Source organism: Photobacterium sp. 2_MG-2023 (assembly GCF_030547675.1).
GTDB lineage: Bacteria > Pseudomonadota > Gammaproteobacteria > Enterobacterales > Vibrionaceae > Photobacterium > Photobacterium arenosum.
Window position 1 is genome coordinate 58,262 of record NZ_JAUOQQ010000018.1, and the last position, 14,431, is coordinate 72,692.

A 14,431-nucleotide genomic window follows, 5' to 3' on the forward strand; every position below is an offset into this window, starting at 1 on the left:
CAAACTTTAGTGGTCCATGTTGCCGTGATCCATGTTCTGTCCGGTGTTCATCATGTAGTCGGCTTTTTCTACCTTCACTTTCACTTCCAATTTACCGGCGTTCTGAAAATAAAGTGTCAGCGGGAAACTATCCCCCAGCTTAGGTACTGATGTCAGGTTAAACATCATAATGTGGTAGCCACCGGGCTTTAACATTTGAGTGTCATGGGCAGGGATCTGAATGTCGTCTACTTTGCGCATCTTCATCATGCCGTTTTCGTGCGCATGTTCATGAAGTTCGACTTTATCAGCAATGGGCGATTCCGCCCGCAACAGGACATCCGCCTGATCACCGTGGTTATCAATTGAGAAAAAAGCGGCGGCAACCGAAGACATAGGCGGGACTTCTTTAGACCAGGGATGATCAATGTGCAGCTCGCCAGACTTGAATTCGTGGGCCGTTGCCAGGCCGGAGGTGAAGACAGAAGCGGCCAGCAGCAAAGCGTGTAATGGTTTCATTGTGTTCTCCAATGGGTATTAAGCAATCAAAAATGTTAAACGGGATGTGATGATGTGCTTATCGGCGGAGGAGAGTGTTTTGGCCCAAACAGTTCATACAGTTTGTTGTTAGCACTGAGCCAGAACATACGGCGCAGGCCGGAAAAAATCGCAACGGATGCCAGAATAAGCGGTTGAATATAACTGGTGTCGTAATGGATGGGCTGTAATGGCGTGAGCAGTGGGCAGTGATTTTGCCATTGTGCATGCGACGACCCGTCATGCTGATTAACCAGATCGGCGACTGATACCCATTGCAGGCCATGCACTGTACAGATCAGGATTTTATCCCCGGTCAAGCCGCTCGGGGTACCCTGATGAAAAGCCGGATTGATCACCACAACAGCCGACAACACATTCAGCCATAGCAATGACGCCAGAACGATAGTTATCATTCCAGCGCGATTGCGGGTTGAAGTAAAAGTTGTGGTCATGGTGTTTTGTCTGATTCTGAGAAGCTGAAATCATAGCAGATGAGAATAACATTCGGTAACAGATTACCGGTAAGTGCTTGAAAAAATCAGGCTGAACACAGGTTTTCTGTGTGATTACCCGGCCGCCAGCGTCTTGAGTATCAGGTTGTTTTTTCATGAGAAGAGTGCTTGAATATCGGCACTTACCCACCGGAGGCAAAGGAATGAAGGTTGCTATTCTGGACGATTATCAGGATGTTGTCCGTACCTTGCCCTGTTACTCTCTTCTGAATGAATACGATGTGACTGTGTACACATCGCCGCCTGCTGATCAGTCTCAGCTTATCGACAGACTGAAAGACAAAGACGTACTGGTGCTGATCCGTGAACGCACTGTCATTGACGACGCCTTACTTGCCCATCTTCCCCGCCTTAAACTGATCAGCCAGACCGGTAAGATCAGCAATCATTTGGATCTTGACGCCTGTACTCGCCATCAGGTTGCTGTGGCGGAAGGTGTCGGCTCACCTGTCGCGCCTACGGAATTATGCTGGGCGCTGATCATGGCGGCCAGCCGGCAACTGCTGCCTTATTGCCAGCATCTGCAGGTGGGAGAGTGGCAGCAGTCCGGATTGCCACAGCTGGGCCGTAGCCTGAGTGGCAGAACATTGGGGATCTGGGGCTTTGGTAAAATCGGCCAGCGTATTGCCCGGATCGCAGACGTGTTTGATATGAAGGTGCTGGTCTGGGGCAGTGAACATTCCCGCGATCTGGCTGTCACGCAAGGGTATCAGGCCGCGCCGTCGAAAGCGGCGTTTTTCGCTCAGTCTGACATTGTGTCGCTGCATTTACGGCTCAACGTGCACACCCGCGGATGCGTAACGGCCGACGATCTGGCACTGATGAAAGCCGATGCACTGTTTGTGAATATCAGTCGTGCTGAACTGGTGGAATCCGGCGCGCTGGTGGCAGCCCTTGAGCGGGGGAAACCTGGCTATGCGGCAGTGGATGTTTACGAGACAGAGCCTGCTTTACCCGCTGACGAGCCACTGCTAACCATGCCGAACGTGTTATGTTCGCCACACCTGGGGTTTGTCGAACAGGACAGTTACACACTGTATTTTGAAACGGCTCTGGCCAATGTGGTGAGTTACGGCAAAGGCCAGCCAGCCGGTCTTGCGAATGCCGCGGTCTTGCGCACTGAACCTCATCAATAACTATGGAATGAAAAGGAATCGGAGATGCCAAAAGAGCGGGTAGTATTGATTACCGGATCCAGCCGGGGAATTGGCGCGGCTACAGCGATTCAGCTGGCCTCTCAGGGAGTGAGTGTCTGCGTGAATTATCGTTCTGAGCACGAAGCGGCAGAGCAAATTGTGCATCGGGCGCGTAAATATGGCGTGAACGCCATTGCTATACAGGCGGATGTGTCTCAGGAACAGGAGGTGATGCGACTGTTTGCCACACTGGATAATGAACTGGGGCCGATAACCGGACTGGTGAATAACGCCGGTATTTTGATGCAACAGATGCCGGTGTTACACATGACAGCAGAGCGAATCAATGCCGTGATGCACACCAATGTCACCAGTTGCTTTTTATGCTGCCGGGAAGCGATCCGGCGCATGGCTTATTCGCAAGGCGGCCAGGGCGGCTCGATTGTCAATGTCTCTTCGGCGGCTTCCCGCACCGGCGCGCCCTTTGAATATGTTGATTATGCAGCCTCGAAAGGGGCAATGGATACCATGACCCGCGGGCTGTCACTGGAAGTGGCCAGTGAAGGCATTCGTGTCAACGGCGTTCGTCCCGGCTTCATTTACACCGACATGCACGCCTCAGGTGGTGAACCGAATCGGATTGAACGGCTGAAATCAGCGATACCTATGCAGCGCGGCGGCACTGCCGAAGAAGTATCAGAAGCGATCTGCTGGTTATTGTCGGATCAGGCGTCTTATTCGACCGGATCTTTTATCGATCTGGCGGGTGGCCGTTAAACACAGTCAAGATCGGCTTATATCCGTCATCGGCAGGGCTGGCCGCAGCCAGCAGCTATGCCTGACTGCGGTACTTTCGCTCCGGCCGGCCGACGCTGCCGTAAGAGACTTCGGCACTCAGCTCATCGGTACTGACCAGATACTCAAGGTATCGACGGGCAGTGGTTCTGCTGGCCCCAATTTCCTGACCCACCTGCTCGGCGTTGAGATTAATGTTCGGATCGGTGAATACGCTGCGGATTTTATCCAGCGTCAGGCCATCAATACCTTTCGGCAACCGTGAGGCCGTGGCTGGCGGCGTTTGCGGCGCGGGCTGATCAGTGGCAGAGGTGGGCTGCAGCAAACCATCGACATCGCTTTGCACCAGCGAGTGCATGTCAGACAACTTGTCCAGGTGAGCGCTGAAATTGAATAACGCCGACTGCAGTCTTTCAAACACCACAGGTTTTAAAATGTAATCAAATATCCCGCTGCGCATCGCGGTGCGCAGGGTATCGACTTCAGTGGCCGCCGTCACCAGAATCACGTCGGTATGGCAGCTTTCAGCACGCAGTTCCCTGAGCAGTTCCAGCCCGGTTCCGGTCGGGAACTGATTATCCAATAACAGTAACTGAGGCTGGAACACGTCAATCAAATCCCTGGCTTCATCCAGGCCATGGGCTATGCCTACAACCTGAAAGCCCGGTGTTTTTTCGACGAACCGGCGCTGTATTTCCGCATTTTGCGGATCATCTTCTGCAATGACGACAGTAATGGGTGCTGTCATTGTTGTTCCTCTTGTCCATGTTTTGTTGCATTGTCTGAACGACGCAGTGATTTGGGAATGTACACAGTAAAACGACTGCCGGAAGGTTCAGCGGGTTCGACGGTAATGATGCCGCCGAGATGTTCTGTCAGTTGTTTGACTAAATGCAGTCCGATGCCGTGTCCTTCAACGTCCTTGGTGGTGTAACCACGGGTAAAAATTTTATCTTGTTCCCCTTCGGCAATGCCAGGCCCCTGATCATTGACCTCGAAAATCAGCTCTTTACCTAAGTCACTCATGCTGAGCAGTACCATACCGCCCGAGCCATGGTGCCTGAGCGTTGCTTCCAGCGCATTGTCTATTAAGTTACCCAGTATGCTGACTAATTGCTCGCGGGGCAGAGAGGCCGGTATGTCCGACATCTGGCTGTCGTCGTCAATGGCCAGTTCCAGGTTCAGTTCTCTGGCCCTGTTGTATTTACCGAGCAGGCACCCGGCCAGAATGCTGTCTGAGGTTGCTTTCATTATGGTCTGAATAAAACTCTGATGACTGGATGTTTCCTGCCCGATTACCTTCAGCGCCTGTTCAACCGCACCAATCTGAATCAGACCGGCTATGGTGTGCAGCTTATTATTGTACTCATGGGACTGGCTGCGCAGGCTATCGGCATATTGCTGAATACGGGTCAGTTTACGGCTGACCAGATCGACTTCGTTTTTCAGCCGGAAGCTGGATACCACCCCTGTGACTTCACCGTCCTGCACCATGGGAAAACGGTTGGCGATCAGGTTGCGGTCATGCAGCCAGATTTCCTGGTCAAAATGGTGCTCGCCGCTTTCCAGTACATCCAGCATTCCGTTGTCGGGTAACACATCATGAATATGACGGCCAATGTATTTTTCGTCAGCCGGCAATTGCAATGTTTTGATGGCGGCATGGTTAAAGGTGGTGATGATACCGTGCTGATTAATGGCCACTATGCCTTCACGCACAGTTTCCAGCGTGGCATTGCGTTCATGAAACAGCCGGCCAATCTGCTCAGGCTCCAAATCAAAAATGGCTTTGCGGAAATGATTGGCAAACCAGAGTGCCATGATCACGCTGAACAGAAAGGCCAGCGTACTGGCAACAATCATGGAAAGCTGATGACGGCTGACAATGGCATCGACTTCGGTCAGCAAATAGCCAACTGAAACTATGCCGATGATCTGAGCACCATCTGTGCTGAAAATAGGGGCTTTGCCACGCATTGACCAGCCGATACTGCCTTGATCCAGTGCGACATACGCCTGGCCGTTAATCAGCGCCTGGCTGTTATCGTCACTGTCGTCATCCGACATAGATTTGCCGATACGCTGCGGGTTGAGGTGGGCAAGCCGAATGCCCTGGCTGTCGCCAATAACAACAAATCTTGCCTGGGCGGCCTGGGCCACTTTCAGGCTCAGTGGCTGCAAAAATGCGGTGTCTCTGTCTGATACGGCGCGAATCACATCGGGTGAGGCTGCAATGGTTTTCGCTACCCGTATCGCTTGCTGGCCAATTTGTTCATGTAACACACTGTCGAGATAGCGAATGGTAAAGTGGCCGAGCGCTCCCGCTTGCAGGATCGCGATAAAACCCAGGATTAAGACCATCCGGGTTTTGAGTCGAAAATGACGCAAAGACAACAACTTAGTCATGTGAGAAGGTGTTCCGTCTACCTTTGTAACATCTGTGAAACAGTGTACCGTCAGTGGCACCGAAATGCTGTGAACAATATGAACTTAATGCATTTTACGCCCGATATTCACATTATTTTTACAATCTTTTCATGTTTCTGAACGTGGCATACCTTGACTTAGTAGTTAAGCAATAACAGAACCTGAAGCCGCAGGCAGACAATAAGTTTGAGCCATAGCGGTAAATCAGGTCGGGCGATGGACCCCAATCTAATAACGAGGAAAAGGTATGCTTACTCAGTTAATTACCCGCAAACGTGTCTCCGTACTTGCTGCAATCATGGCTTCTGCATTGAGTGTCAGTGCTCAGGCTAAAGTTGATTCCATTCACTTTCTGGTACCTGGCGGTGCTGGTGGCGGTTGGGACAGCACAGCACGCGGTACCGGTGAAGTATTGAAAAAATCTGATCTGGTTGACACCATTTCTTACGAGAACATGTCCGGTGGCGGCGGCGGTAAAGCCATTGCGTACCTGATTAAAACCGCTGAGCAATCCACAGACACCCTGATGGTTAACTCTACCCCTATTGTGATTCGCTCACTGTCTAAAGTTTTCCCTCAGTCATTCCGTGATCTGACCCCGGTAGCCGCCACTGTGGGTGACTACGCTGCATTTGTGGTGCCGGCTAAATCTAAATACACCAGCTTCACTGACATAGTGAACGATTACAAAAAAGATCCCAGCAGTATCACAGTGGCGGGCGGCTCTGCACGCGGCAGCATGGATCACCTGGTTGCCGCACTGGCGTTCAAAGCCGGTGGTGGTGAGCCGCGCCGTCTGAAGTACCTCGCGTATGATGCTGGAGGTAAAGCCATGGCCGGTTTGCTGTCTGGCGAAACCACACTGCTTTCAACGGGCCTGAGTGAAGCCCTGACGCTGGCAGATGCCGGTGAAATCCGCATCCTGGCGATGACAGGTGATCAACGTTCTCCTTCAGCGCCGGAAGTACCGACTCTGCAGGAGCTTGGCTATAACGCAACCTTCGTGAACTGGCGTGGATTCTTTGCCGCACCGGGTCTCAGCGATGAAAAAGCGGATGAGTTTGCCGAGGTACTGGGCGAGATGTACAACACAGAGCAGTGGAAAACCGTGCGTGACCGTTACGGCTGGACTGAAATCTACAAGCCTCGTAAAGAGTTCGTTGCCTTCCTGTCACAGCAGGAAAAAGAAATCGGCGATCTGATGCGTGAACTGGGCTTCCTGAAGTAATCCTGTCTGCATGACATGTTGCGCACCGCCTGACTGGGTGGTGCGCGTAGTAACAAACCGGCCTGAGTCTGGGGCCGGGTCAAACCGATAGTGGTGAGGATGACCATGACTATAACGAAAGATCATATCGGTGGACTGGTGTTTCTGTGCTTTTCCATCGTTTACGGTTACTACGGCAGCGGAATTGAGATGTTCCCCGGCGATGAATATCAGCCTTTCAATGCTAAATCTTTGCCACTGACTCTGGCAGGGCTTGGCATTGTGCTGGCGTTATGCCAACTGGTAACGGCTAGCCGCAGTCAGGATGACAAACTGGATTTACGGGGACTGGATTTTGTTCTGATCACCAAACTGCTGTTGCTGATGCTGATTTTTGCCGCTTCCCTTGAATGGATTGGTTTCATGTTGTCGACAGTGATCTTTCTGATGGGAGGCTACTGGTTGCTGGGTGAGCGTCGTCCTAAGGTTCTGCTGGTGGCGTCTGTGCCATTTGCCGTGTGCTTCTGGTTCTTGCTGACGCAGTTGCTTGACATCTATCTGGCCCCTGGCCGACTGATAACGAGTATTCTCGGGGGTTAATTATGTTCGATGGAATGATGACTGGATTGTCGACGGCAATTATGCCCTTCAATCTGATGATGGTGGTGGTTGGCTGCTTTGCCGGGACATTCATTGGTATGTTACCGGGTCTTGGCCCGATTTCTGCCATCGCACTGATGATCCCTATTACTTATGGTCTTGATCCTTCTTCTGGCATTATCCTGATGGCCGGTGTGTACTACGGTGCTGTCTTTGGTGGTTCAACCTCATCAATACTGATTAATGCGCCGGGCTGTTCAAGCACAGTGGTTACAGCCTTTGACGGTTTCCCGCTGGCGCAGAAAAATCAGGCGGGTAAAGCCCTGGCATTGGCCGCGTATTCCTCTTTCACTGGCGGAACAATTGGTGCCATCATTTTGCTCTTTGCAGCGCCTGCTCTGGCCAAAGTCTCACTGAGTTTCCAGTCCAGCGACTATTTTGCGCTGATGATTCTGGGTCTGACAGCGGTGGCCGCTTTCTCCGGCAAAGGCCAGGTGCTCAAAGCCCTGATGATGACAGTCTTCGGCCTGATGATCTCGACCGTCGGCAACGATGTCATGACAGGCGTGCCGCGATTTACCTTCGATAATGTCGATTTGATTGACGGTATCAGCTTCCTGCTGCTGGCTATGGCGACTTTCGCGCTGACCGAAGTGGTGATGACGGTTCTGCGGGGTGAGCACCGGCATGAAGATGCGCAGATGGACATGAACAATCTGGGCAGCATGAAACTCAGCAAGGAAGAAGTGAAGCATGTGGCACCAACGGTAGCGCGTTCTTCAGTCTTTGGTTTCCTGGTTGGTGTATTGCCAGGCGCCGGGGCCACCATTGCCTCTTTCCTGAGCTACGGCATGGAGCGTAATCTGGCGCCGAAAGAAGAGAAAGAAAAATTCGGCAAAGGCGCGTTACGGGGTCTGGCTGCTCCTGAGTCAGCGAACAACGCAGCATCTACCGGCTCTTTCGTCCCTTTGCTGACACTGGGTATTCCCGGTTCGGGCACAACCGCTATTATGCTGGGTGCACTGATTGCGTATGGTATTCAGCCAGGTCCGCGCCTGTTCATTGATAATCCGGATGTCTTCTGGTCGGTGATCATCTCAATGTACTTCGGTAACCTGGTGCTGCTGATTCTGAACCTGCCGCTGATCCCGTACATCTCCAGGCTGCTGGTGATCCCGCGTCCGATCCTGATTCCGTTGATTCTGTTCTTCTCCATCACAGGGGTATATCTGGTGAGCTTCAATGCCTTTGATATCCAGATGATGGTATTGATCACAGTGATTGCGACCTTCCTGAAATTGCTCAACTTCCCCATGGCACCTATGCTGCTGGGCTTCATCCTGGGCGACATACTGGAGAAAAACCTCAGCCGCTCGCTGACGCTGTCTGATGGTTCTTTCGCTTTCCTGGTAGAACGTCCAATGACATTAACCATTATGGTGCTGGCAGTGCTGGCGTTGTTGATGCCACTGTTCAGCACCTGGCGTGATAAGCGCAAAGCCGTTGCAAAAGGGCAGGCGCAGCAGGTGTAAGCTGAAGCCGGACAGATGACCGGATAAATAGAGTGAAGAAAAAGCCGCACGTTCTTGGAACCGTGCGGCTTTGCTTTTTCTGGTCTCTGGAGTCAGAATTCAGGCCAGCAGCAAAGAGTGACTATCAGAAACTGAATGCGACTTTGGCTTCAACCGAGCGCTCGGTGCCCAACCAGCAGTTGTTCTGATCGAAACAGGTGTAGTATTCCTTGTCGAACAGGTTTGAGGCACTGACGGTGGCGCTCACGTTGTTCAGGCTGGCACTTAACTCGCCTAAATCATAGCGGGCAGACAGATCAAACAAGGTGTAGTCAGGGACTTTGGCGGTGTTTTGCGCATCGATTTCAGACTCGCCGACATAACGCACACCAGCACCTAGTACAGTACCGCTTAACAGGCCGTTGTAGATGTAATAGTTAGCCCACAGTGATGCCATTTGCTCGGGGATCCACACCGGGGTTTTTCCTTCGATGCCGGTATTGTCCTGCGTTACTTCCGCATCGGTATAGGTGTAGTTCAGCGCAATATCCAGATTGTCATTCAGCAGCCAGAAGCTTTCAAACTCCAGCCCACGGGTGCGGACTTCGCCCGTTTGGATCTTGTCATAGGCACTGCCATTGGGGTCTCGGGTCACTACATTTTGTTTGGTCAACTGGTAGGCCGCCAGACTGGCGGACTGGGTTCTATCGGCAGACTGGTATTTTACCCCGGCTTCCCATTGCTGGCCTTCAGAAGGGTCGAACACTTTGCCGAATCTGTCCTGTCCGGCTACTGGCTCAAAGCTTTCCGAATAGCTGATATAGGGGGCAAAACCGTAGGCCAGATTATAGAGCGCGCCGATTCGGCCGGAGAAGCTGTCTTGCTCAATATCGCCGGATATTACACCGTCGGTTTTCTGGTCAAGTTCGTAATGATCATATCGCCCGCCTGCCAGTAAAATAAGCTTATTCCAGCGGATCTGATCCTGCAGATACACACCCAGCTGAGAGGTATTGATATTGTGCTTGGCTCTGTAGTTAAAGCCAGGATTGTTGGGGTCAATCTGATCGTTGTCCGGGTTGAACATATCAATGCTCGGCACGCTGAAATCCAGGGTGTCCTGATACACCACAGAAGAGTCCATGTACTGGTAGTCCAGACCCATCAGGACATTATGCTCGGCAGCCCCCCAATGGAGTTTGCCTGTGAGCTGGTTGTCCATGGTCAGGAATCCTAACTCCTCATCGGTCTGATAGGCATTACGGCTGAGTGTACGGTTATCTGCGGCTAAGGCACCATTGTAGGTGTTTGTCTGATGCAGGCTGGCGTCGCTGTATCTCAGGTTATGCAGTAACGTCCAGTCGTCATTAAAATCATGCAGCACTTTGTAGCCGAGCATCAGTACTTCACGTTCGAAATCATTCCAGTTTTTATCGCCCGTGAAAGTGTCAGGAGATAACTTGCCTTCCGGGTTAGGCAGCACAGAACCCTTTGCCGGCACTGTGGTGTAAATGCCTGCGCTCGGGTCGTTCTGATAATACAGGTTGAGGTTGATCAGGGTGTCATCAGTAGCCTGCCAGTCAATGGAAGGGGCAATCATATAGCGCTCATCTTCGGCAGTGTTTGCCTGACTGTCCCTTTGCCGCGCCAGAGCGATGAGGCGATAGCTGACATCGCTGTTCTCCAACTGGCCCGTGGTGTCAATATTGGCTTGCATCAGGTTGTTGGTACCTGTGCTGATTTCGATATCCGTTTGCCGGGTTTTCTGTGGTGTTTTTGCGATCAGGTTAACCATGCCACCCGGCGGGATATTGCCGTACAGCACAGAGGTCGGGCCTTTAAATACTTCCACTTGCTCCACGGCAAAGGCATCCACCTGGCCTTGCAGGTTCCAGCCACTGAGGTAGGGCAACTGCAGACCGTCGTAGAAATTCTGATAGTTGATGAAGCCCCGGATATTGAACAGATCCAGTCGGGTGACCGCCCCGCCGCGCAGTTCGGTATTGACCCCAGACACATAGCGTAAGGCTTCGCTCACCGAGCTGGCACCGCGCAGATCGAGCGTCTCGCGGTCGATAACCGAGATAGCCTGCGGGGTTTCTTCGGCGGTCAGTGCGGTTTTGGTGGCGGTGTTGCGATAGGTCTCACCTAACACCGTGATGGTGTCATCTACGTGGGTTGTCTGGGTGTCTGTCTGGGCGACAGCCGATACGCTGAAGGATGAGGCAATGGAAATAGCCAGCCAGGAAGGAGCGAAAGTGCGATACATCAAAATAAACCTCTGCTGCAATATGTGAATGCTAATTGTTATCAATTGCATTCTAAGGAAATTGCGGCAGGAAAATTAACAATTTGGTGCATCATGAGATTTGTGGTCGTGATTTTTCAGGCAGGCTCAACCGGCATCCAGTACTCCATGCGGTGAGCTGGGTTGGCGACATCAAATTGCGGCGGATAAATCTCCAGCTCATAGCCATCTATGCCTTTGAAACTGGACTCAGGCAACCAGGCGGCGATGAACCAATGGAGCACTTTATCCAGCTGATGGATAGGCCCGGAGTAGGGAATCACGGCGTAAAGCTGCTCGGGGACATTCAGGCATTGAGTCTCAGCCGCAGTATGTAGCCCCGCATCAGACGCCTGTTCCGATGGTATGCCAGCCCAGTAAATCAATGCGTCACCCGACTGGCTCTGGGTATCAATCACACCTATCTGGCTGATGGTGCCTGTCCCGGTAACTTGCTGATGAAACTGGTGCCAGATGGCGGGCACTGTCTTCGGGTAATCGGGGTTATCGGCGAACAGGCCATGAATTTTGCCGCTCACGCCGAAGAGCTGAAAGGCAGGGCGGCGCTCAAGACGGATTTGTAACAGACGCTGTGAGATCTCAGGGGCTAAAGTTACCGGTATGGTCGATTGCAAAGGGGTTCTGAGGCCTGTCAGCAGCCCGCGTTTTTTATAGCTGCCCGGCGCGCAGCCGAACATTTGCCGGAAAGCGCGGATAAAACTGATTTCGGAGTTAAAGCCGCAGGAGAGCGCGATGTCGAGAATTCTGTCATTGCCCGATAACAGTTGTTCCGCAGCCCGGCTGAGTTTCAGCTCGCGCACATACTGCGCCAGTGTCAGCCCGGTTTCGCTGTTAAACACCCGCTGAAGCTGCCAGCGCGACCAGCAACTTTGCTCCGCCAGTTCCACCACACTCAACGGCTGATCCAAATGGGTGTGGATGTAATCCAGTACCCGTTGAATACGCGTGAAATGATGCGGCTTGGGTGTATGACTTGGGCTGGCTGGTGTGTTCATTACGACGGTTCAGTGTCTTTGTCATTCCATAATGGTCACAGATAGTAACACTGAAGCACTTTGCCCGGTAGTTGAGCAGATCGTCTTTACTGCCCAAATAGGGCGCAGCGTCACAGTGCTGACCGTCAGGGTTTCAGTGCCGATGAGAATTGACCTTTGACATTCTATTGGCAACAGCCGAAGGTGTACGAAGTAGAATGAATTCATCAATATATCCGTTCCGCCTGAGCTTGTATCAGGTGATTTCGGATAGACAGAGTGACATTGCAGGTAACAGGTGACACGGATAAATGACAGCTAACAGCCCCGACAATAACACGCACAATGCGACTCGCTCACATGAGCTGCCTTTATTTCTGACAGGGCCGGTTTTGCGCCGCTGTAATGCCAGGGTCATTACGCTGTGGATGGTGACATCCGCCCCGCTTGAAGGCCAGTTTCAGCTTTTTCAGGGCAAAGAAGCATCGCCTTTCTTTCAGGCAGACTTTACCCGCGAACAGCAGATCCGGATAGGGCAGTCGGCCTGGGTGGTAATGGCACAATTCTCGGGCGATTTTCCGCTGGATACCGAGCTGGCCTACGACATAGACACCCAAAAGGGGGCGTTGACTGCTCTGTTGCCTGAGCTGCTTTATCCGGGCGAGGAGCGGCTGACGCTGACTATTAAATCCCGTGCTGACTATATTCAGCATGGCTCTTGTCGTAATCCGCATTTTCCCGGTAAAGACAGCCTGGTAGCGGCAGATGAGAAAGTGGCAACACTGCCGCTGGGTGAACGTCCGGCATTACTGATGATGAGTGGCGATCAGATCTATGCCGATCATGTTGCCGGGCCGACGTTAGATGCGATCAGTCAGGTGATCGACCTGCTCGGATTACCCGATGAAACCTTCACCGATGCCCCTTATGCTTCGTTATCGGCGTTACGCGCCAGTCATCACCAGCTCTATGGCCGGGATCAGGTTCTGCCTGTGTACGAGCCGACGGGCAACTGGCTGTCAGACACCCGTATGCTGCGCTGGCTGCCGGCCAAACAACGCCCGGTCTTCACGGCCAATGAGTGTGAAAACCACCTGATTGGCCTGAGTGAATTTCTGGCGATGTACCTGCTGGTCTGGTCGCCGAATGTCTGGCAGCTGGTGGAGACTGACCGCCTTGAGAAACAGGGGTTTCAGTGTGGTGAACAAGTGCTGGCGGACAAATGGCAGCAGTTGTGGCAACAGGAAAAAACGGAAATTGAGGAATTCATCAGCGGGCTGGTTAAGGTGCAGCGGCTGGTCGCACATATTCCCACTTATATGATTTTTGACGATCACGATGTTACTGACGACTGGAACCTGACTGTCGGCTGGGAACAGGCGGCATACCAGCATGCCTTTTCAAAGCGCATTATCGGCAACAGCCTGTTCGGATACTGGCTCTGCCAGGGCTGGGGCAATGATCCTGAACAGTTTGACGACACATTTATGGCGATGGCCCGCACCTATTTCTCAGCACCGGATACTGCCTCTCATGATGCCATGATAGATCACCTGTATGATTTCGAGCACTGGCACTATCAGGTAGAGACAAAACCCAAGATGCTGGTGCTGGATACCCGAACCCGGCGCTGGCATTCAGAATCGAAAATGAATAAACCGTCCGGTCTGATGGACTGGGAAGCCCTGACAGAGATGCAACAGGCGCTGATTCATGAACCAGCGGTGATCATAGTGTCACCCGCGCCTATCTTCGGCGTGAAGTTCATAGAAACCTTGCAGCGCATCATGACATTACTCGGTAAACCTCTGGTGGTGGATGCAGAGAACTGGATGGCTCATCCAGGGGCCGCCAATACCCTGCTGAGCATATTTACCCATACCAAAACACCGACCCATTTCGTGATCATTTCCGGCGATGTACATTACTCGTTTGCCTACGATATTCAGCTGCGTTTTCGCCGCAACAGTCCGAACATTTATCAGATCACCGCCAGCGGGATTAAAAATACCTTCCCGGAAAAGTTGTTACGGGTTTGTGAGCGAATGGACAGGCTGTTGTACAGTCCGCATTCCCCGCTCAACTGGTTTACCAAACGTAAACGCATGAAGATTTACAAGCGGGATCCGGACACCCCGGGACACGGTCGCTTAGTCAACAGCAGCTGTATTGGCGAGTTGTGGCTGAAGGATGACGGCCAGCCTGAGCGCATTGCGATTCTGACCGCTGAAGGGCAGTCCATCGGGTTTCCTCCGACCCGGCAGGAACAGAAACGGCATTCAGGCGCGGGTGAAAAAGCAACAGCAAGACCTGGCAATAATGAGTCATAGTCGGGTGCTTCACATATTTTTAACACAGAGACGCCGCGTTGTTGACTCAGGTCAAACGTACGTTTAATTCTATGGTTCAAATGAGAAGACAGGCAGGGAGCTTGTCTTTATA

Annotated in this window: 12 protein-coding genes; 6 read left to right on the forward strand and 6 right to left on the reverse strand. The window is 52.3% G+C overall.

Going from position 1 to position 14,431, the window contains the following annotated elements:
• Positions 1-6: 6 nt before the first annotated feature.
• A complete protein-coding gene (locus Q4491_RS14840; RefSeq protein ID WP_303458498.1) occupies positions 7-498 on the reverse strand; it encodes a copper chaperone PCu(A)C in 492 nt (163 codons plus the stop codon).
• 35 nt (positions 499-533) lie between these two features.
• Complete coding sequence (locus Q4491_RS14845) at positions 534-932, reverse strand: hypothetical protein (RefSeq protein WP_192014415.1); 399 nt, start codon at positions 930-932, stop codon at positions 534-536.
• 242 nt (positions 933-1,174) lie between these two features.
• Here Q4491_RS14845 and Q4491_RS14850 point away from each other — a divergent pair, with 242 nt between their 5' ends.
• Together Q4491_RS14850 and Q4491_RS14855 are read left to right on the forward strand one after the other, a co-directional pair.
• Positions 1,175-2,167 carry a D-2-hydroxyacid dehydrogenase family protein gene (locus tag Q4491_RS14850; protein WP_303458500.1) on the forward strand — a complete coding sequence of 331 codons (993 nt, stop codon included), beginning with the start codon at positions 1,175-1,177 and terminating at the stop codon, positions 2,165-2,167.
• A gap of 24 nt (positions 2,168-2,191) precedes the next feature.
• Positions 2,192-2,944: an SDR family oxidoreductase gene (locus Q4491_RS14855; protein WP_303458502.1), complete on the forward strand. Its 753-nt coding sequence runs from the start codon at positions 2,192-2,194 to the stop codon at positions 2,942-2,944.
• A 55-nt stretch (positions 2,945-2,999) separates the two neighbouring features.
• Here Q4491_RS14855 and Q4491_RS14860 read toward each other — a convergent pair whose 3' ends face one another.
• Together Q4491_RS14860 and Q4491_RS14865 are read right to left on the reverse strand one after the other, a co-directional pair.
• Positions 3,000-3,710, reverse strand: a complete 711-nt coding sequence (locus tag Q4491_RS14860) for a response regulator (protein WP_218387155.1) — start codon at positions 3,708-3,710, stop codon at positions 3,000-3,002.
• Positions 3,707-5,368 carry a sensor histidine kinase gene (locus Q4491_RS14865; RefSeq protein ID WP_303458504.1) on the reverse strand — a complete coding sequence of 554 codons (1,662 nt, stop codon included), beginning with the start codon at positions 5,366-5,368 and terminating at the stop codon, positions 3,707-3,709. Before Q4491_RS14865 ends, Q4491_RS14860 begins: the two co-directional genes overlap by 4 nt.
• 268 nt (positions 5,369-5,636) lie before the next feature.
• On the opposite strand from Q4491_RS14865, the gene Q4491_RS14870 reads away from it, so the two are divergent.
• From Q4491_RS14870 to Q4491_RS14880, 3 genes are all read left to right on the forward strand, one after another.
• Positions 5,637-6,617 (forward strand): tripartite tricarboxylate transporter substrate binding protein, encoded by a 981-nt coding sequence (locus Q4491_RS14870; protein ID WP_192014407.1) that lies wholly within the window; start codon positions 5,637-5,639, stop codon positions 6,615-6,617.
• Between the two features lie 105 nt (positions 6,618-6,722).
• Positions 6,723-7,196, forward strand: coding sequence for a tripartite tricarboxylate transporter TctB family protein (locus Q4491_RS14875; RefSeq protein ID WP_192014405.1), 474 nt, complete (start codon positions 6,723-6,725; stop codon positions 7,194-7,196).
• Between the two features lie 2 nt (positions 7,197-7,198).
• Positions 7,199-8,728, forward strand: a complete 1,530-nt coding sequence (locus Q4491_RS14880; RefSeq protein WP_303458508.1) for a tripartite tricarboxylate transporter permease — start codon at positions 7,199-7,201, stop codon at positions 8,726-8,728.
• Positions 8,729-8,852: 124 nt separating this feature from the next.
• Here Q4491_RS14880 and Q4491_RS14885 read toward each other — a convergent pair whose 3' ends face one another.
• Positions 8,853-10,976, reverse strand: coding sequence for a TonB-dependent siderophore receptor (locus tag Q4491_RS14885; protein ID WP_303458510.1), 2,124 nt, complete (start codon positions 10,974-10,976; stop codon positions 8,853-8,855).
• A 116-nt stretch (positions 10,977-11,092) separates the two neighbouring features.
• The gene (locus Q4491_RS14890) at positions 11,093-12,010 is read right to left on the reverse strand and encodes an AraC family transcriptional regulator (RefSeq protein WP_303458512.1); all 918 of its coding nucleotides are present in this window, start codon (positions 12,008-12,010) and stop codon (positions 11,093-11,095) included.
• Positions 12,011-12,300: 290 nt separating this feature from the next.
• Here Q4491_RS14890 and Q4491_RS14895 point away from each other — a divergent pair, with 290 nt between their 5' ends.
• On the forward strand, positions 12,301-14,319 hold the full coding sequence (locus tag Q4491_RS14895; protein ID WP_303458514.1) for an alkaline phosphatase D family protein: 2,019 nt from the start codon (positions 12,301-12,303) through the stop codon (positions 14,317-14,319).
• Positions 14,320-14,431: the final 112 nt, after the last annotated feature.

Coding starts and splice junctions, on each gene's coding strand:
- Q4491_RS14875 (WP_192014405.1), top strand. CDS start 6,723: ATGACTATAACGAAAGATCATATCGGTGGACTGGTGTTTCTGTGCTTT.
- Q4491_RS14870 (WP_192014407.1), top strand. CDS start 5,637: ATGCTTACTCAGTTAATTACCCGCAAACGTGTCTCCGTACTTGCTGCA.
- Q4491_RS14855 (WP_303458502.1), top strand. CDS start 2,192: ATGCCAAAAGAGCGGGTAGTATTGATTACCGGATCCAGCCGGGGAATT.
- Q4491_RS14860 (WP_218387155.1), bottom strand. CDS start 3,710: ATGACAGCACCCATTACTGTCGTCATTGCAGAAGATGATCCGCAAAAT.
- Q4491_RS14890 (WP_303458512.1), bottom strand. CDS start 12,010: ATGAACACACCAGCCAGCCCAAGTCATACACCCAAGCCGCATCATTTC.
- Q4491_RS14880 (WP_303458508.1), top strand. CDS start 7,199: ATGTTCGATGGAATGATGACTGGATTGTCGACGGCAATTATGCCCTTC.
- Q4491_RS14840 (WP_303458498.1), bottom strand. CDS start 498: ATGAAACCATTACACGCTTTGCTGCTGGCCGCTTCTGTCTTCACCTCC.
- Q4491_RS14885 (WP_303458510.1), bottom strand. CDS start 10,976: ATGTATCGCACTTTCGCTCCTTCCTGGCTGGCTATTTCCATTGCCTCA.
- Q4491_RS14845 (WP_192014415.1), bottom strand. CDS start 932: ATGATAACTATCGTTCTGGCGTCATTGCTATGGCTGAATGTGTTGTCG.
- Q4491_RS14850 (WP_303458500.1), top strand. CDS start 1,175: ATGAAGGTTGCTATTCTGGACGATTATCAGGATGTTGTCCGTACCTTG.
- Q4491_RS14865 (WP_303458504.1), bottom strand. CDS start 5,368: ATGACTAAGTTGTTGTCTTTGCGTCATTTTCGACTCAAAACCCGGATG.
- Q4491_RS14895 (WP_303458514.1), top strand. CDS start 12,301: ATGACAGCTAACAGCCCCGACAATAACACGCACAATGCGACTCGCTCA.